Origin of the sequence: Streptomyces sp. CA-250714, assembly GCF_050936705.1 — a bacterium.
Taxonomy (GTDB): domain Bacteria; phylum Actinomycetota; class Actinomycetes; order Streptomycetales; family Streptomycetaceae; genus Streptomyces.
Map to the genome: position 1 here is coordinate 277,547 of NZ_JBNJMI010000002.1, position 17,877 is coordinate 295,423.

Sequence of the window (17,877 nt, forward strand, 5' to 3'; positions counted from 1 at the left end):
GATCAAGATCCGCCGGGCACGGCCTACCGCGGCACGACCGGCTCCGCCGAGTTCTTGCGGCGGGACCGTTCCCTGATCAAGGAGATCGCGATCACCACGGCGGCGACGAGTACCGAGAGCAGTACCTGGCTGCGGCCGCCGCCCTCCTTCTCGTCGGTGAGCATGTAGACGAGTACGAACGCGATCATCCCGATCGTCGCCCACGTCAGATAGGGGAACAGCCACATCCGGACGACGAGCTTTTCAGGGCTCTCACGCAGGATGATTCCCCGCATCCGCAGCTGGGAGAAGGAGATGACCAGCCAGACGAAAAGCGCGACGGCGCCAGAGGAGTTGAGCAGGAACTGGAAGACCGTGTCCGGCCACAGATAGTTGAAGGCGACCGCCAGGAAGCCGAAGGCCACGGAGGCCAGGATCGCGACCTGGGGGACGCCTCGGGTGTTCGTCCGTACGAAGGACCGCGGGGCGTCGCCGCGCTGTCCGAGGGAGAAGGCCATCCGGGAGGCGGTGTAGAGGCCGGAGTTGAGACAGGAGAGTACGGCGGTCAGCACGATGAAGTTCATGATCTGGCCGGCGTGCGGGATGCCGATCGTGTCGAGGGCCGCGACGTACGAGCCCTTGTCGGCGATCGCGGCGGAGTCCCACGGCAGCAGGGTGACCACGACCAGGATCGAGCCGACGTAGAAGACGCCGACCCGCCAGATCACGCTCCTGGTGGCCTTGGCCACCGCCCGCTGCGCGTCCGCTGACTCCCCTGCGGCGAGGGTGACGATCTCGCTGCCCATGAAGGAGAAGACGACCAGCAGGATGCCGGTGAGGATCGCGCCGGGTCCGTTCGGCAGGAAGCCGCCGTGCTCGGTGAGGTTCCCGAATCCTGACGCGGCATGGTCGGAGCCGGGCAGCACGCCGAAGATCGCCAGTCCGCCAAGAACGATGAAGCCCGTGATGGCGACGACCTTGATGCCGGCGAACCAGAACTCGAACTCGCCGAAGGAACCGACCGAGGCCAGATTCGCGACGGTGAGCACCACCATCACGATCAGGGCCCAGCCCCATTGCGGTACGGCCGGCACCCACCCTTCCAGGATCACGGCACCGGCTGTCGCCTCCACAGCGAGTACGACGACCCAGAAGAACCAGTACAGCCAGCCGATCGAGAACCCGGCCCAGCGGCCCAGCGCCCGGTCCGCGTAGGCGGAGAAGGAGCCGGAGGTCGGGTTGGCGGCGGCCATCTCGCCGAGCATCCGCATCACGAAGACGACGAGGGCGCCGACCAGTGCGTACGAGAGCAGGATGCCGGGCCCGGCGGCGGCGATGCCGGAGGCGGAGCCCACGAAGAGACCGGCACCGATCACGCCGCCGATGGCGATCATGGACAGATGGCGGTTCTTGAGACCGGCCTGGAGACCTGCCTGCTGCTCCGGAGGCTGACTCTTGGCGGGCGGAGCGGTGTCGGGGGCCAGAGAGTCAGGGGGACGTGTAGTCATGTGACATCCATTGAGTGGTTGGTGCCGTGCGGGGCCTGGCCGCCCGGATCGCCGGATCGCCGCGCTGGTGGGGGTGAGCGGGCCGGGTTCGGGAGAGGCGGTCAGGGACTGACGATTCCTGGAGGCGTTCAGGGTGTGGTTCGCGGCGCGGTCGGTGTCCGGGTGCCGTACCGGTGGGGTGGCCGTCACCGCACGTCCGCGATTCGCCCCGTCTCCTCGTGGGAGGTGGGCCGCATCACCTGCGGAAATGGATTTGCGCAAGCGTATGGGTGGTCATGGGGCTACAGGTTTGTGAAAGCTGAACAAACTCGCCGTCGATGGCTGTACGACCGGCCAATGCGGAACCGGGTCAGCTGGTGGGTGGCAGCCGCAGCTGGAGCATGGCCAGCAGACGCTGGTCGGGACGGCTGAGGTCGAGACCGGTCAGCTCCTCGACGCGGCGCAGCCGGTATCGCAGCGTGTTGGGGTGCACATGGAGATGGGCAGCGGCTGCCCGCACGTCGCCGAAGGAGTTCAGGTACGTCAGGAGCGTCTCGGCGAGCCGGCCCTGGTGCCGCCTGTCGTGCGCGACCAGGGCGGTCAGTCGTGGATCCCGCATCTCGGGGTGGGCCGAGAGCAGCGTCAGCAACTCGCTGACCAGCACTTCCGCCTGGATGTCCGGCAGTGCGGCGACTGCGGCGGACACACCGGTGCTCAGCATGGCGTCGAGGATCCGGTCGGCCTCCCGGCGTGACTCGGGGACATCCCCGAGCCCCGGCACCAGGCAGCCGACCGAGCCGCGCAGCGGCAGCCCCAGATGGCGGCGTGCGGCGTCGGTGATCTCCTGGGCCCAGCCGCGCAGCGTTTCCGTGTCGATGCCCCGGGCCAGCTGGGGCAGCAGCACATAGATACGGGAATCGACCTGAGTGACCAGAGCGCTGCGGTGCCGGGCGGCGATGTGGACCGAGACCAGGTTGGTGACCTCGGCGTGGGCCATCTCCGGCGCGGCAACGACCTCCGCGGTCTCGCTCGCCTCTGTCGTCCCGTATGTGAAGCCCAGTACGGCAGCCGGGCGGGTGGCGTCGAATCCGAGGTGGGTGGCCAGCGGCTGCGGCCCGGTACTGCCGTCCAGAAGTCCTGCCAGCAGGGTGCGGGTTAGCGTCACCTCCTCCGACAGCTCCCGGCGACGCCGTACGAGATGGAGCGCGGCGACCCGGGCGGCGCCCAGCAGCGCTTGGGGCGAGCGCTCCGACAGCGGGGTCGAGCCCTCCTGCACCCAGATGGTGCCCAGCTGCCGGTCCCCGGACCGGATGGCCACCGCGAGCCGGCGGCGGATGCCGAGCTCGGGGTGGCTGTCGATGCCGATCACCTCGTCGCTGGAGTGCAGATGCTGGAACACGCCCCACTCGCGCAGCTGCGCCAGATACCCCTCGGGGCCCTGCCAGCCGAGGATGGAGCGCCGCCGCAGATCGTCCGCCTCGTCGGAGTCGGTGGTACGGGAGTAGGCCAGGACCCGGTTGGCGGTGTCCTCGATGCTGACGATGCCGCTGGTGAGGATGGCGGTGGTCTGGGCGAGCGAGAACAGGTCGCCTTCCTCGGCCCGGTTGCCGGGGTCGCCCGGCGGTGCGTCGTCGAGGGCGGCCCGGGCCAGCGCGTTCACGTGCTCCCAGCGTGCTTCGCTGCGCAGCGAGAGCAGGGCGACGCCGGCCTCGGCGGCGGTCTCGCTGAGCGCCGCGGCCTGGCCGGGCCCGTCCAGCTTGACCACGACGGCAGCGGCTCCGTCCCGCCCGGCCGCCCGCAGCGCGGGAAGAGCGGCTCGGCCACGGGCGCCGATGACGAGCACGAGGTCGCCCGGCTGTGCGGTCGGCGGATCCTCGGGGTCGAGCAGCGCGATGCCACGGATCTCGACGTCCAGCCCGCCGGGAGCGGCCTGCACCTCCACCAACGAGTCACCCAGCGTCATCAGCAGGTGACGCAGGCTGATGCCCGCTGCGGGGGGAGATACCGGGCCCGGATCCATGATCGTCGCCTCTTCTGGGAGCCACTCCGGATCTCCGATGCTATCCGCAGGGGCGGGGATGACCGCACGGCCCGCGGGGCGCCGGTCGGGGTGGCGGAGGAGCGGGTGGCGGAGCCCAGGGACAGGTGGCCGGCAGTGACCGGGCGGGTCAGTGCCGGGCCCCGACCTCCTTCCATGCGGTCGCCAGCCGTTCCGCCATCGCGGCCTGGTCCCACAGCTGGGCAGGGTCGTCGGGCATGGCAGCGTCGTAGAGCTCCAGGCGGGCGGCATTCGGTACGCGCAGGAGCATGTCGCGGGCCGCGCTGGCCTCGGTCACCTTCAGGCCAAGGGCCTTACGGGTCTCCGGCGGCAGGAAATTGTGCCCCCGGTCGGTGATGTGCGGCAGGCCCGCCATCAGCAGGGCCGCCGCGGCGCGGTCGAGGTCGGTGGCTTCGGCGAGCCGGGCGGCCGCGGTGGGATCGAAGGGGACCGGTCCGCTGCGCTTGAGTTCGTCGACCAGCCGGTGCAGCCGCTCGGGTGTGGCCCAGCCTTCGGGCACCGGTTGGCTGGCGAGCAGACCCGCGGGGCGGGGCACGGCCCCCCGTTGCAGAAAGGCCGCGATCTTCCGCGTGGCATGGGAATGGGAACGGCCCCAGTCGCCATGAAGCATGGTGATGTCCAACGGCATCAGTGCGCCGTTCTCGTCGGACAGCGCCGCCCGCTGCTCGCTGACCAACAGGCCTCGCTGCAGGCCCGGTTCGGCCAGCGGGGAGAGGGCCCAGAATCTCAGCAGGCGAGCCAGTGCCCGGCGGTGCGGGGTACTGGTGACGGCGCTGACCGCACGGACCGCAAGGCCCCCGATCCGTCCGGGGAGCTCGGTCCAGTCGAATGCGCTGTCATTGTCCAGCCAGCGCTCCATCGCCGTTTCCGCGTCGACCGTGCCGGTGAAGAACGCCGAGGTGAGCTCGATCTGCGTCGCCGTACCGCGGTAGCGGCTGTTGTATCGGCTGACCAGCCCCTCCAGCGCTCCGCCCAGGTCTTCCTCCGACACTTTGAGCTGTGCCCGGCGGGGCCGCTTCAGCCGGTTCAGTATCCGGTCGCGCTGGGAGATCATCTCGGTGGTTGCCTGGACGCATCCGACGACGCCCTGTACGAGGAGCCGATGGCCGACTTCGGGCAGCAGTTTGCCGACGGCGGTCCGCAGGGCTTCCTCCGAGGTGGCCGCAGCCTTCAGCAGGCGCCGTACGGTGTCCTCGGTGATCTGCCGCAGAGCTAGCGAGCCAGCGGGGTCGCGCGGTTTGAGGAGGTGCCAGAAGGCGGGCGGCGGTATGAGCCGCGTCCCGGCGGCCACCGGGTCGGGTTCGGTGTCCACCCAGCCGTCGTTCTTGAGCTCCGCCTGCCAGTAGAGCTCGCCCGTTTCGGCGTCGCGGGCGAGTACCGGGTTGTAGCGGCCGATACCGCCGCTGAGCACCAGTCGCTTCTCGGTACCCGGTACGTCGAGCAGACCCCAGATGGCGGTGATTCCCGCCCCGTCGAGCGTGCCGTGGACGCCGTCGACGCGGTGGTAGCGGACTTGTCCGGTGACCCTGTCCTTGGAGACCCGCAGGCCCACATGTGTGCCGTCGCTGCCCAGCGGTGATTCCTTGACCCCGTACGGCAGTGGCGCCAGGGACGAGGATCCGAAGTCCCATTGTTCGTCCTTGCCGAGCAGGGACGGGTCGAAGAACTCGGGCAGGCCGGCTTCGGTGAGTTCGCCGGTGGCCAGGTCGATGCGGCGCACCTGTGACTCCCCCGCGTCCTCGGTGTGCCACCAGAAGTCGCGGCCGTCATGGAACATATGGCCGTTGGGGCCCACCCGCTGCTCGTGGGGGTCGAGGACCCGGTGACCCATGAAGCGCCGACCGCTCGGCGCCATGAACGTGTAGCCGGGCCGAGCCGCTTCGTAGTAGAGCGACTCCCACATCCCGGGCCGTACGGCGAAGACCTCGTCAGGCGCGTCCGACCAGTAGTGCTGCTGTCTGCCGTTGATGAAGTGCAGGACGAGGAACTGTCCGTCGGAGAAGTAGACCTCGGGTGTGTAGTGGAACTGGGCGGCGTTGCCGGGCACCCGCATCCGGTGCTCCGCGATGCGGCCGCCGGGCCCGATCGCGATGGCTTTCCGGCGATCGTGGACGGTCAGGGCCGGCCAACTGGGCCTGCACCAGAAGCCCTTGCCCTTGAGCTCGGCGGCGGCCTCGTCCAGGGCGGGCCAGCCCAGCTCGTCCAGGATGCCCGCGCGCAGCGTACGGGTCAGCGGCGTCACCATGTCGAGCTCCGCGATCCGCGCGGGCAGTTCGGGCATCTCTCGCAGCATGTCAGCGCGGGTGTTCTCCTCCAGCCAGCGGAGCGCGAGGGTCGCACCCGCCAGGCCGGCTGACCGTGCACGCCGGACGTGGGTCTCGACGATTTCGCGGAGGACGGGTCTGAGGGCCTTCTCCGCCCACACCTCGCGGAACTCCGCCCCTCCGTGCGGAACGGAGCGGACGAGCAGCGGCCCGAACCGTTCGTCGTCGATCAGCGCCTGGAGATCGACATGAGCAGTCCCCTGCCAGTTCCTCAGCACTGCTCCGGGGCCGGGGTCCGCCACCGGGATCCCCGCGTCCAGGCAGCTGACCAGCGCGACGGCGTCGATGCTGTAGTAGTCCTCGGGCGCGCCGGGGTCGAACCGTACCGGCGTCCCCGCTTCCCGGATACGGTCGGCCAGCAGGAGCGGCAGCCGCAGCAACTCCTCGGGAACCGAGGGCGAGGATGCCCTGCCGTACCGGCCGAGCATCGTGGAGAGCCACTCCCCCGCGTCACCGGCGAGTTGGTCGAGCGCCCCGGTCTCTTCGAGCAGGCTGCACCACCAGATGTCCATCTCCGAGGGCGGCGCCTCGGTCAGCTGCCACAGCAGCCGCTTCCGCAACGTTGCTGACGCCGCGACCGCGGGCACCAGCAGCTTGCGCTGCGCCGTCCAGAAAGTGTCCGCCGCCCGCCACAGAGCCGGCATGTCCACCAGGCTCTCCAGCAGCAGCCGGTGTTCGGTGACGACATCCAACCCGGCGGCCTTGGCGAGCTTGCCGGTCTGCTTCAGCATCTCGGGCCATGGCGGGAGACCGCCTCCCGTCCGCCGTACGGCCAGTTCCCGCAGCTCGCGGTACGCCTCCACAGGGTCGGCTTCCTGGGACAGCTCTGCGACGTACGCCTTGATGTCCTTGGCCGAGAGGGCTCCGGCCAGCGCGAACTCCAGGAACACCGCGCGCCGCCGGGCAGGATCGGGGCCGAGGTTGGCGTGCCGGTCGGCGGCCCGGGCCCTGCCGAACATCATCGCGCCCTGCTTGTCGCGCCCGGCGGCGACGAACATCCGGCCGACCTCTTCCCAGAACACCGGCAGATGGTCGGCGGGCAGCGTCGCCGCGATCCGCTGGAATTCCTCCAGCGCGGGACCGGGCCGCGGGCCGACCAGCCGCCCGGCCCGCGCCATCTCGACGCCCGCGGACAGTGCGACCTCGGCGTGAGCCGGATCGTGGACCATCGCCCAGGCCGGATAGCGGAGCGCCGGGCGGTGTCCGGCGGCCACGGCCTCGCCCACGTCCGGCGCGGAGTAACCGATGTCCGCCAGCAGCCGGTCCTCGACGGGCGCGACCGTCCGCGCCGTCAGCCGGACCACGGGCCGCGCGCCCAGCAACGGGTGGCTGTAGCAACGGGCGGTGACTTCCTCCCCGCCAGCCGTGCCGACCGGCGCCAGCCCCGCCGTCAGCGCCGACGCCATATCGGTGGCCGCCTCGGCGGCGTACGCGCTGATGCTCGTATACGCGTCCTGCGTCATCGGTCCTCGGCCTCCCGCGGAGCGTCTCCGCCGTAGATCAGCTCCGCCATCCGCCGGCCTTCCGACCAGGCCACCGGCCCCACCTCGCCGAGCGGGACCGGCCGTTCCGCCTCATCGACCCACAGGAGCCGCCCGGCCGCTCCGGGCGCCCCCGCCTCGTCGTCCCCCAGCCAGCAGCGCGCCTCCACCATGAAGCCGCGCTCGGTCACCCTCAAGACGGCGTATCCGCCGCGCACTTCGAAGCCGTTCTCGACGGCGCGCCACCGGGCGGACCCTCCGGTCCCCTCGGTGTTCTCGTCCACGGACACATCGATGCCGGTGGCCTCGGGGTCGCTCCCCTCCGGTCGACGGTGAACCGGACGGCTCAACTGGTCGATCCCCTGTGCGGCCCCGTGCTCCTCCAGTAGCCGCTGCCACGGTCCGAGATCGTCCAGCAGGACGGGATGCACCAGCGTGACGGGCGACCCGATCGGCGGCTCGCGCAGCGCACCGTCCGCCTCCCGTACGCGCACCCGCCCGTCCTCGGACACCTCCGCCAACAGCCCGATCCGCCCATCGACATGCACCACCAGATGCTGCAGTCGGGTCCGCCAGCCGGGATCCGGCCACACCCGCGCCAGGAGACGGGCGGGAACCGGCGTCCCGCCCAGCAACCAGGACTCCACGGTGTCCCGGCACTCCTGCTCGTGCCGGACCAACTGCTCCCGCAGCGCCGCGAACTGCTCGCCGACCGGACTTCTCCGTACGGCACCGGGAATGGTCGCCGGCATCCGGCCATCGGTCTTCCGGCATCTCAGGTCCGTCCCGTCCAGCGCCAGTTCATGGCCGTGCAGCGCGGGAACCCACGCGAGTGGAGTCGTCATGCGGGTGACTATGCCAACACCCACTGACAACCGACCCGGGGCCCCGGCCCTCCCGCCCGCCCACCGGTAGGGCGGAGCGCCGTCGATCCGCCGTCTACGCGAACTCGTGCGGAACTATCTCGAAGAATTCGATGTCGAGGTCATCGGCAGGGCGGCCGACGGCGTCAGCCAGCATTTTCCGGGCCTGGTGCTCAGCGGAGTCGTAAGTCGGCGACGGCGGGACCGACAGCGCGACGGGGAGGTCCTCCTGGGCGGGGAACTGGGTGAGCCACTCGCTTCCGTTGAACACCGCGGCTCCGGCGTACACCGGCGTTCCGTCGCCGCCGCTGTGCCCGAAGAGGTGCACGTCGACCTCGTCGGAGGTGATACCGAGGACGTCCGCGAGCGCCGCACTGACTTCGTCCGTCAGGTCTCCGTCCTCGCGAGTGACCACGACCACGGGCGGTCGCTCCGGAATCTCGACCCTCGCGCGGTAATCCGGGCCCTCCTGGGTGACGATGCCGAAGTACATGGCGCCGACGACGTTCATAAAACCTCCGATGCGGAGCGACATTTGCCGGGTCGCCGCCCTGGTTCGGGTTGGTGACCGGGGGTCAGTCTGCAAGGGCCGCCAGATCCGCGCACCTCGAATATCGGACCGGTACGTGCCGCCGGTCAGCGCAGCGCGAGTCGAAACGGCGAGTAATCGTTCGCGCACGGGTGGGCCCGAGTCCTACCCTGCGCGCCATGGCAAAGGCACCCGTTCTCACGCCGCAGGCGGACGACTTCCCGCACTGGTACCAGGACCTGATCAGCAAGGCCGAACTGGCCGACAACGGACCGGTTCGCGGCACCATGGTCATCCGACCGTACGGGTACGGCCTGTGGGAGCGGATGCAGCAGGAGATGGACGCCAGGATCAAGGACGCGGGCGCCTCCAACGCGTACTTCCCGCTGTTCATCCCGCAGTCGTATCTGACGAAGGAGGCCGAGCACGTCGAAGGCTTCTCTCCCGAACTCGCCGTGGTCACACACGGTGGCGGCAAGGAGTTGGAAGAGCCCGTCGTCGTCCGCCCCACCTCCGAGACGATCATCAACGACTACTTCTCCAAGTGGGTGCAGAGCTACCGCGACCTGCCTTTGCTGATCAATCAGTGGGCGAACGTGGTGCGTTGGGAGCTGCGCCCGCGGGTGTTCCTCCGGACGACGGAGTTCCTGTGGCAGGAGGGCCATACCGCCCACGCCACGTATGAGGAAGCCCGGGATTACGCGGCGCACATTCACCGGAACGTGTACGGCGACTTCATGGAGAAGATCCTCGCCATGGACGTCATTCCGGGCCGCAAGACAGCGAGGGAGCGGTTCGCCGGCGCGATCAACACGCTCACCCTCGAAGGCATGATGGGCGACGGCAAGGCCCTGCAACTGGGCACCAGCCATGAGCTCGGCCAGAACTTCGCCAGGGCCTTCGGCACGCGGTACTTGTCGAAGGACGGTCGGCAGGAATACGTCTGGCAGACCTCCTGGGGCTCCACCACACGGATGGTCGGCGCGCTGGTGATGATGCACGGGGACGACAACGGTCTCCGTATTCCCCCGCGCCTTGCCCCGATTCAGGCGGTGGTGGTCGCCGTCAAGGACGACGATGCGGTGCCGGCCAAGGTCCGCGAGATCGGCCACCGGCTGCAGGCGGCCGGCGTCCGCGTTCATGTCGACGACCGCACCGACACCCCGTTCGGCCGGCGCGCGGTGGACTGGGAGCTCAAGGGCGTCCCCGTACGGATCGAGGTCGGGCCCCGTGACCTGGAGAACGGCACCGCCGTACTGGTCCGCCGTATTGCCGGAAGCAAGGAACCGACGGCGATCGAGGCACTGCCCGAGATCCTGCCCAAGCTGCTGGCGGACGACCAGGCGCTGCTGCTGGCGCAGTCCCGCGAGCGCCGTAGGGACCGTACCGCCGAGGTGACGACGATCGCGGAGGCCATCGAGGCCGCGGGCACCGGCTGGGCGCGCATCCCGTGGGCCACGCTGGGCCCGGGGGGCGAAGCGCGGCTCGCCGAGCAGGGTGTGTCCGTGCGGTGCCTCGTTGCCGCGGACGGCTCGATCCCGGAGAGCGACGATCAGCCGGGCAACATCGCTGTCGTGGCGCGCGCGTACTGACGCGGAGCTGACCTGGACCGGCCGCGCACATCCCGGTCCGCCACCGGGCACTCAGTTGATGGGTACGAACTTCCGTTTGCCGGTCTCGGGATCGGGGGCGCTGAGGTACCGCTGGCCGATGACGCGGTCGCCTTTGTCTCCCGCTGAGGTCTCGAAGCCGATGGGGATGCCGTTGACCGTGAATTTCGCCCCCAGTTTCAGCTCACCCGCGCTGCCCTTGTAGGAGACATCGCTGACCTGGGCGCGGCTGTGGGCCAGTTTGGCGAAGAGGTCCGCGTCGGGAGCGGGCGGGTCGGCCGGGACGCCGGGGTTGACCAGGGCTGTGGTGGGCGGCGTCTTGAGCCACTTCCGGGCGGCGGCCTGCTCCTCGGGGGCCGCGCCGATCGGTACGTTGACCGTCACCACATGGGCGCTGGTGGGTCCGCCCTTGACGGAGCCGGAGACACCTGCGCCCTTGCCGTCGAGCTCACCGCTGAAGGCTCCGCTGGTCGTCTTCTCCACCGTCTGGATGAGCCGGACGGTGGTGATGTTGGTGTTGGGGTCCGGGTTGTTCTTGTCCCGGACGACCTGGATGGTGCCGTTGACGACCCTGCCGTGTTCGACCTTCACCTTGTCGCCGAGGGCAAGTGAGCCGTCCACGACGAAGTCTCGGCTCTCCGTCACCGTGGGCCGTTGGGGATCGGTGGTGCTGGTGATGGTGGAGAAGTTGCTGCTGAACTTGATGCCGCTGGTCCCGGCTCCCGCGCCCAGCTCGGCGTTCGCCTCCACACCTTTCGTGGTGATTTTGATCTGCGGCTGACCGATCCGCTCCAGTACTCCGGGAAATCGCATCTTGGCCTCGATGACGCCGAAGATGTTGGTGCCGTTCAGCTGCCTGTGCAGATAGAACGCCTCTTGGAGGTCCTTCTGCAGTTTCTCGGCGTCCGCCTTGCTCTTGAACACCCAGGTGTCGCCGAGCTCGAACTTGGCCCCGCCGCCCAGCGTCATCTCGTCGGTCTTGACCTTGATCCCGCCCTGGCCATTGTTGATCATGGTGACGCGGAAGGTGCCGTCGCTCATCTGCTCGGTGCGCAGGGCGAAGCCTTCACCGATCTCGAGGATTCCGAGCGAGAGTTTGGTGCCGCCCGTGCTCTCGTGGCTGGAGGTCTTGTAGGGCACCACTTTGAAGTAGGCCAGCTGCGCCGCCTGTTTCAGCACATCCGCCGGCAGGCCCTTGAGGGTCTGCAACGCCTCCGGTTTGAGGTACAGATACTGATTCCGCTGCCCGGGAGTCAGACCGGCCCACCACTTTGCGATCGCCTGCTCGCCGGCGTTCGGCTTCGGGACGGCGTTGAGATCGGCGAAGGCGTCGAGCAGGGCGCCCGCATCGAGTCTGGCGGAGGGCGGGGCCGCCTGCCGGACCTGCTCCAGCCGATCGCACCGGGCCCGGATGTCGGCCGCTGTCTGCCTGAGGAACGGATCGACGGAACCGGGCAGCGGTCCGGCCGCGAGCGCCTCGGACTGTGTCCTGGGCCCCGGCAGGTACTGCGTCGGATAGCCGCCCATGCGCGAGATGGCCGGCATGGGCTCCGGCACCCCGCTCGATGTGTACCCGGCGTTCAGCAGCGGCTCGATTTCCGGGCTGGTGCTCACCTTCTGCGGCGCCACATCGGTGGCCGCTGCCTCCAGGATCTGGGTGAGCCGACGGTGCATCGGCACGATGGAGCCCGCCACCGATTCCAGATGTCCGGCCAGCTCCCGCACCTTCGCCGGGTCAAAGCCTTGAAACTGTCCCATCGGTGTCCTCCGGTGCCGACTGCGGCAGCCTCGCGAGCAAGCTGCTCGGCCTCCTTGTCCCCATGCCGGCGATTCCCCCGGCCGTATGGCTCCCATACGGCCTTGAGGGCCCGCCGTCCCATGGCGCAATCCTTGCCGGAAAACCTGCGTGACGCCTTAGCAGAGAGTGCCAAGTTGACCTTCTTCGTCGACCGCTCCCTCTCCCGCTCCCGCGCCCTCGCAGAAGGCACGGCACAGTGCGCCCTCGCACAGGGCACAGCCCCAGTGCGGCCTCAGCGCCGCTCAGCGCAGACGAGGAAGATCCGGCGGACGCCGGGGACACCCCGAGGGGGAACGGGGTCCTTCCACCGGCCGTAATGGGCACTCGGGTCGCCCGGCTGAACGACCTCCGCAGTGAAGCGGTGCCGGTCGAAGAGGGCCTCCGGCTCGTCCGTGCCGAACCGCCAGGGGCACCCCCACCGGGCGAAGACGTCCAGCTGACCGCGTGCATGGGCCAAGGTCAGCGCTTCGGAGTTGACCAGATCCCCCGCCACCAGACTGCCGACAGCGCTGATGGTGCGGATGCGTTGAAGCAGCCGGTGCACATCCTGCTCGCGCAGGTACGGAAGCACGCCTTCCAGGAGCCACACGGAGGGCGCTTTCGCGTCGTACCCCGCCTCTCCCAGGCGGCGCTCCCAGCCCGGGGCGGTCAGGTCCGCGGCGATCATCTGGTGCGCCACCCGGGGGCGCGTCCCGGCGAGCCGGTCCCGTTTGTAGTCCAGTACGGACGCGCGGTCGAGCTCGAAGTAGCGTACGTTCGGCGGCCATTCGAGCCGGTAGGGCCGGGAGTCCATCCCCGACGCCGCGGACACGATCTGGGTGAACTGCTGGGAGGTGCGCTGGAGCAGGTCGTCGAAGAAGCGGGTGCGGATGGCGTTGACGTCGAGAGTGTTGGGCATGGCGCGTCGTCGGTGCGGCGGGAAGGTCGCTCCCCACACCTCGTCCAGCAGTTTCGGTCCGTCGTCGCCGCACAGGTCCTGTGCGTACGGATCCACATAGAGCCGGTCCGGTCGGCGGCTCTCCAGTGCCCGCATCGCCGCGGTCAGCAGCGCCGTGCGCCCCACCGCGTCCATGGTTTCGGTCATGACGCCCTTTCCGGCCGCGAGTTGCGGCCGTCGCCGACCACCGCCTCGATGATCGACGCGTGCGCGGAGAGGGTCCGCACCTGACACACGGTCAGCCCTGCCAGCGCGAGCAGTTCCTCGTACTCCGCGCGCGTTCGTGCCTTCCCGTTGAGCACGGTCATCATCAGCATGTCGTGGGTCTTGCCGGGGTGCGGCTCGTTCCCCTCCGGGATCAGCGCGTTGACGATCAGCAGCCGGCCACCGGCGAGGGCCGCACGGCCGCAGCTGCGCAGGATCCGTACGCACTCCTCGTCCGGCCAGCTGGCCAGCACGTGTTTCAGCAGGTAGACATCCGCGCCCGCCGGAACCGAGGTGAAGAAGTCACCCGCCTCCACCCGCCAGCGCCCGGCCAGTTCGGGGGTGTCGAGTACGTGTCCGGCGACCACGGACTCCAGATCGAACAGCGTGCCCGTCACGCGTGGGTTGCGTTGCAGGATCGCCCTCAGCAGTCCGCCGCGTCCGCCGCCCACGTCGACGACGCTCCGCGCGGCGGAGAAGTCGTAGGCGTCCGCGACCTCGTTGCTCAGCGTCTGGGAGAACGCCGCCATGCTGGAGTGAAACGCAGCGCCCAGTTCGGGGTGGGCCGCCAAGTGGTCGTAGAAGGGGACGCCGTAGAGCTGCTCGAAGGCCGTGCCACCGGTGCGTACCGCGTCCGGCAGCCGAGCCGCCGAGAGCCAGAAGATGTCCTCGCCGCGCATCATGACGTAGTCGCGCAGGGATCCCTCGACGCCCGTACGCAACGGCTGGGCGAGCGGCGTGAGATGGAAACGGCCTGCCGCGTCCTGCCGGAAGACGCCCTTCGTCGCGAGGAAGCGCAACAGCCGCCGCAGATGTGGGCCATGTGCCTGCGCCGCCTGGCCGAGTTCCTCCGCGGTGCGCGGGCCGTCCACCAGGTGGTCGGCGATGCCCAGGCGGGCCGCGGTGTGGAGGGCGGCCGAGTAGAGGTAGCCGAAGGACAGCTCCAGCAGCTGACCGGCCGGGTCCTCGGAGGCGAGGGGGGTGGTCGCGTCGTCGGGGCGGGCGGCGCTGCTCATCGGCTGGGTCCCCTCTCGTCGCGCGTACTTCCCCGCGCGAGGTCGTGACGGCTCTCGGCCGCGCGAGGTCGTGTCGCCTCTCGGGTCGCCTCTCAGACGGCCGGGAGCCGGCGCTACGGCTGTCGCGCGGTGCGGCCTCAGGCTGCGGCGTACGGATCGCGCGGTGGTCGAGGAGTGCATGAGGAACGGCGAAGCGGGGCTTGCGAGTCGGCGTCGACTGTGCATCGTGCCCACGTCGAGCCTCCGACGAGGCCGTTCGTGGATGATCGGCCCGCTCCGTAGCAGGTTTCCGCACTCTCCCGTCCAAGGAGGCTTCCCATGGCCGACGTATCGGCCCGTACTGTCGCGCAGGGTTTCGCCGACGCCGCCGAGCAGCGCCGCGCGAACCGGGCCACGGTCGAGAAGTACCTGGAGTACACCAAGGGGCCCAATCGGCTGCGTCGGCACGAGCTGTTCGCCGAGGACGGCAGCGGCGGTCTGTGGACCAACGACACGGGCGCCCCGATCGAGATCAAGGGCCGCGAGCGGCTGGCCGAGCACGCGGTCTGGTCGCTGAAGTGCTTCCCGGACTGGGAGTGGTACAACATCCAGATCTTCGAGACGCAGGACCCGGGCTTCTTCTGGGTCGAGTGCGACGGACACGGGAAGATCAACTTCCCGGGGTATCCCGAGGGTTACTACGAGAACCACTTCCTCCACTCGTTCCGCTTCGACGCGGACGGGAAGATCCGGCAGAACCGGGAGTTCATGAACCCGTTCGAGCAGCTGCGCGCGCTCGGGATCCCGGTGCCGACGGTCCGCCGAGACGGCATTCCGACCTGACCAGCGCAAGCCCACCGTGGCCGACGCCAGGCGGGTGCGACAGCCCGGCAGCCGCGGTGAGTTCCACCGCGCGACAGCCGCAAGACGGCCGCAAGACAGAAAGGCACCAGCGCCTATGCCAGGCATCCCGCCCATCGAGTCCTACCCGCTTCCCTCCCCCGGTGAGCTGCCGGCCAACACGGCCGAGTGGGCTGTGGACCCGAACCAGGCGGTACTGCTCATCCATGACATGCAGCGGTACTTCCTGGCGCCGTTCCCCGGCACCGTACGCGCGGAGCTCCTCGGCAACCTCACGCGGTTACGCGAACGCTGCGCCGCCCGCGGCGTGCCCGTCGCCTACACCACCCAACCCGGCGGTATGAGCGCTCGGGACCGCGGGCTGCTCATGGATTTCTGGGGGCCGGGGATGGGCGCCTCGGCCGAGGACCGGCAGGTGGCCGCCGAACTGGCACCCGCCGAGGGCGACTGGCTGCTCACCAAATGGCGCTACAGCGCCTTCTTCCGCTCGCCCCTGCTGCGGCGTATGCGCGAGACGGGCCGTGACCAGCTCATTCTGTGCGGCGTGTACGCGCATGTGGGGGTGCTGGCGACCGCGTTGGAGGCGTACGCGAACGACATCCGGACGTTTCTGGTCGCCGATGCCGTCGCCGACTTCTCGCAGGACCGCCACCGGATGGCCCTCACGTACGCGGCGGAGCGCTGCGCCATGGTCGTCTCGGCGGAACAGTTGCTCGCGGAGGTCGCGCGGTGAGCGGGCGGATGCTGGAGCGGGTGCTCAGCGATCCGTCCACGCCGTTCGCCCTCCTCCACCGCGCCTCCCCCACCGGCCCCGACCGCCTGGACGTTCTCGTCGGACCGGTCTCCACTCCGCCGACGCTGGCGCGGATACCGCTCCCGGCGCCCTCGGATGCGGAGAGCGCGGGGGCACCGGGGTGGCCGGAAGGCTCCGCATCCGCCGGCGCTGCCGAAGGTGCGGGGCACCGGCACGAGACTCTCGTCCTCATCCCCTACCGCCAGCTCACCGAACGCGGCTACGCCTGCGTCGACGACGCCACACCGCTGGTCGCGCTGACGGTCACGGACCAGGAGACCCTGCCTCTCGCCGAGGCGCTGCCGCGGCTGCCGCGCGCGGCGACCACGCTGGTGAACCGGCGCTTCGTCCCGGACGACGCCGAGTACGCGCACACCGTGCGCCGGGTCGTCAGCGAGGTGATCGGCCGCGGGGAGGGTGCCAACTTCGTCATCAAGCGCGACTTCGTCGCCGACATCAGCGACTACTCCACCGACCGCGCCCTCGCGTTCTTCCGGCGTCTCCTGGAGAGCGAGTCGGGGGCCTACTGGACGTTCCTCGTGCACACCGGGGAGCGCACGCTGGTGGGCTCCAGCCCCGAGCGGCACATCAGCCTGCGGGACGGCACAGCGGTGATGAACCCGATCAGCGGCACCTACCGCTATCCGCCCACCGGCCCCGAACTCGACGGTGTCCTGGACTTCCTGGCCGACCGCAAGGAGGCCGAGGAGCTGTACATGGTCGTGGACGAAGAGCTGAAGATGATGGCGCGGGTCTGCGAGGGCGGCGGCCGGCTGGCCGGGCCGTATCTGAAGGAGATGGCCCGGCTGGCGCACACCGAGTACTTCATCGAGGGGCGCACCGGACGGGACGTCCGCGAGATCCTGCGCGAAACGCTGTTCGCGCCGACCGTGACCGGGAGTCCCCTGGAGAGCGCAGCCCGGATCATCTCCCGGTACGAGCAGCAGGGCCGCGGCTACTACAGCGGTGTCGCGGCCCTCATCGGCCGGGACGCGCGCGGCGGCAGGACGCTGGACTCCGCGATCCTCATCCGGACCGCCGACATCGACGCCGGCGGGGAGGTCCGCATCGGCGTCGGCGCCACCCTCGTACGCCATTCGGACCCGGCGTCCGAGGCCGCCGAGACCCGCGCCAAGGCAGCAGGGCTGATCGCAGCGCTGGAGTCCGGCCATTCCCGCTCCTTCGCCGCGCACCCCAGCGTCCGCGGCGCGCTGGCCCGGCGCAACGAGCCGCTCGCGGATTTCTGGCTGCACGAGCCGGCGCCGACGCGGGCACCGGCGCCCCGACCGGACTTGACGAGCCCCGGCGGCACTCCCGGCGTTGCCAGCGGCCCCGGTTTTGCCGGCGCTGCCGATCTGGTCGGTCGCAGCGTCCTGGTCGTCGACATGGAGGACACCTTCACGGCGATGATCGCCCTCCAGCTGCGCTCTCTCGGCCTGTGCGTGACGCTCCGCCGGTACGACGAGGAGGTCGACTTCGACGCCTCCGACATGGTCGTGATGGGGCCTGGCCCCGGCGACCCCCGCGACCTGACCTGCCCCAGGATGGCCCGTCTCCATTCCGCGATCGGCACCTTGCTGGAGCGGCAGCGTCCGCTTGTCGCCGTCTGCCTGAGCCATCAGGCGCTCAGCCGGCGGCTCGGATTCCCGCTGTTCCGCCGGGATGCCCCCAACCAGGGTGTGCAGCGGGAGATCGACCTGTTCGGCGTCCGTGAACGTGTCGGCTTCTACAACACGTTCGCCGCCCACGCCCGGCACGACAAGACAGATGTCGACGGCGTCGGCGTGGTGGAGGCGGCGCGGGACCCGAAGACGCACGAGATCCACGCGCTGCGCGGACCGCATTTCGCGTCGATGCAGTTCCACGCCGAGTCGGTCCTCACCCAGGACGGCCCGCGCATCGTCGGCCAGGCCCTGCGGACCGCACTGGGACGGTGACACCTGTCCCGAGCCCGACC

The 17,877-nt window shown here is 69.9% G+C and carries 12 protein-coding genes; 4 read left to right on the forward strand and 8 right to left on the reverse strand.

Features of this window, described 5'->3' with window-relative positions; genetic code table 11:
• Window positions 1-23 precede the first annotated feature (23 nt).
• The 5 genes from ACQEU8_RS20060 to ACQEU8_RS20080 form a co-directional block, all read right to left on the reverse strand.
• A complete protein-coding gene (locus ACQEU8_RS20060) occupies window positions 24-1,487 on the reverse strand; it encodes an amino acid permease (RefSeq protein WP_433102962.1) in 1,464 nt (487 codons plus the stop codon).
• Window positions 1,488-1,836: 349 nt separating this feature from the next.
• Window positions 1,837-3,486 (reverse strand): PucR family transcriptional regulator, encoded by a 1,650-nt coding sequence (locus ACQEU8_RS20065; protein ID WP_433102964.1) that lies wholly within the window; start codon window positions 3,484-3,486, stop codon window positions 1,837-1,839.
• Between the two features lie 148 nt (window positions 3,487-3,634).
• Window positions 3,635-7,312, reverse strand: coding sequence for a hypothetical protein (locus ACQEU8_RS20070; protein WP_433102966.1), 3,678 nt, complete (start codon window positions 7,310-7,312; stop codon window positions 3,635-3,637).
• Window positions 7,309-8,175, reverse strand: coding sequence for a DUF4132 domain-containing protein (locus ACQEU8_RS20075; protein ID WP_433102968.1), 867 nt, complete (start codon window positions 8,173-8,175; stop codon window positions 7,309-7,311). Before ACQEU8_RS20075 ends, ACQEU8_RS20070 begins: the two co-directional genes overlap by 4 nt.
• 94 nt (window positions 8,176-8,269) lie before the next feature.
• Entirely contained in the window at window positions 8,270-8,704 is a 435-nt protein-coding gene (locus tag ACQEU8_RS20080) for a hypothetical protein (protein ID WP_433102970.1), read from the reverse strand.
• A 197-nt stretch (window positions 8,705-8,901) separates the two neighbouring features.
• Between ACQEU8_RS20080 and proS the strand changes: the two genes are divergently transcribed.
• Window positions 8,902-10,314 carry a proline--tRNA ligase gene (gene proS / locus ACQEU8_RS20085; protein ID WP_433102972.1) on the forward strand — a complete coding sequence of 471 codons (1,413 nt, stop codon included), beginning with the start codon at window positions 8,902-8,904 and terminating at the stop codon, window positions 10,312-10,314.
• Between the two features lie 51 nt (window positions 10,315-10,365).
• Here proS and ACQEU8_RS20090 read toward each other — a convergent pair whose 3' ends face one another.
• From ACQEU8_RS20090 to ACQEU8_RS20100, 3 genes are all read right to left on the reverse strand, one after another.
• Complete coding sequence (locus ACQEU8_RS20090; protein WP_433102974.1) at window positions 10,366-12,090, reverse strand: hypothetical protein; 1,725 nt, start codon at window positions 12,088-12,090, stop codon at window positions 10,366-10,368.
• Between the two features lie 272 nt (window positions 12,091-12,362).
• Entirely contained in the window at window positions 12,363-13,214 is an 852-nt protein-coding gene (locus ACQEU8_RS20095) for a class I SAM-dependent methyltransferase (RefSeq protein WP_433102976.1), read from the reverse strand.
• A complete protein-coding gene (locus ACQEU8_RS20100) occupies window positions 13,211-14,287 on the reverse strand; it encodes a methyltransferase (RefSeq protein ID WP_433102978.1) in 1,077 nt (358 codons plus the stop codon). The genes ACQEU8_RS20095 and ACQEU8_RS20100 overlap by 4 nt, the downstream gene beginning before the upstream one ends.
• A gap of 318 nt (window positions 14,288-14,605) precedes the next feature.
• On the opposite strand from ACQEU8_RS20100, the gene ACQEU8_RS20105 reads away from it, so the two are divergent.
• The 3 genes from ACQEU8_RS20105 to ACQEU8_RS20115 all read left to right on the forward strand — a co-directional run bounded on the left by ACQEU8_RS20105 (window position 14,606) and on the right by ACQEU8_RS20115 (window position 17,857).
• Complete coding sequence (locus ACQEU8_RS20105) at window positions 14,606-15,109, forward strand: PhzA/PhzB family protein (RefSeq protein ID WP_433102980.1); 504 nt, start codon at window positions 14,606-14,608, stop codon at window positions 15,107-15,109.
• 115 nt (window positions 15,110-15,224) lie between these two features.
• Window positions 15,225-15,860, forward strand: coding sequence for an isochorismatase family protein (locus ACQEU8_RS20110; RefSeq protein ID WP_433102982.1), 636 nt, complete (start codon window positions 15,225-15,227; stop codon window positions 15,858-15,860).
• A gap of 8 nt (window positions 15,861-15,868) precedes the next feature.
• A complete protein-coding gene (locus ACQEU8_RS20115; RefSeq protein WP_433108594.1) occupies window positions 15,869-17,857 on the forward strand; it encodes an anthranilate synthase family protein in 1,989 nt (662 codons plus the stop codon).
• The last annotated feature ends 20 nt before the right edge of the window (window positions 17,858-17,877 follow it).

Coding starts and splice junctions, on each gene's coding strand:
- ACQEU8_RS20060 (WP_433102962.1), bottom strand. CDS start 1,487: ATGACTACACGTCCCCCTGACTCTCTGGCCCCCGACACCGCTCCGCCC.
- ACQEU8_RS20065 (WP_433102964.1), bottom strand. CDS start 3,486: ATGGATCCGGGCCCGGTATCTCCCCCCGCAGCGGGCATCAGCCTGCGT.
- ACQEU8_RS20070 (WP_433102966.1), bottom strand. CDS start 7,312: ATGACGCAGGACGCGTATACGAGCATCAGCGCGTACGCCGCCGAGGCG.
- ACQEU8_RS20075 (WP_433102968.1), bottom strand. CDS start 8,175: ATGACGACTCCACTCGCGTGGGTTCCCGCGCTGCACGGCCATGAACTG.
- ACQEU8_RS20080 (WP_433102970.1), bottom strand. CDS start 8,704: ATGAACGTCGTCGGCGCCATGTACTTCGGCATCGTCACCCAGGAGGGC.
- proS (WP_433102972.1), top strand. CDS start 8,902: ATGGCAAAGGCACCCGTTCTCACGCCGCAGGCGGACGACTTCCCGCAC.
- ACQEU8_RS20090 (WP_433102974.1), bottom strand. CDS start 12,090: ATGGGACAGTTTCAAGGCTTTGACCCGGCGAAGGTGCGGGAGCTGGCC.
- ACQEU8_RS20095 (WP_433102976.1), bottom strand. CDS start 13,214: ATGACCGAAACCATGGACGCGGTGGGGCGCACGGCGCTGCTGACCGCG.
- ACQEU8_RS20100 (WP_433102978.1), bottom strand. CDS start 14,287: ATGAGCAGCGCCGCCCGCCCCGACGACGCGACCACCCCCCTCGCCTCC.
- ACQEU8_RS20105 (WP_433102980.1), top strand. CDS start 14,606: ATGGCCGACGTATCGGCCCGTACTGTCGCGCAGGGTTTCGCCGACGCC.
- ACQEU8_RS20110 (WP_433102982.1), top strand. CDS start 15,225: ATGCCAGGCATCCCGCCCATCGAGTCCTACCCGCTTCCCTCCCCCGGT.
- ACQEU8_RS20115 (WP_433108594.1), top strand. CDS start 15,869: ATGCTGGAGCGGGTGCTCAGCGATCCGTCCACGCCGTTCGCCCTCCTC.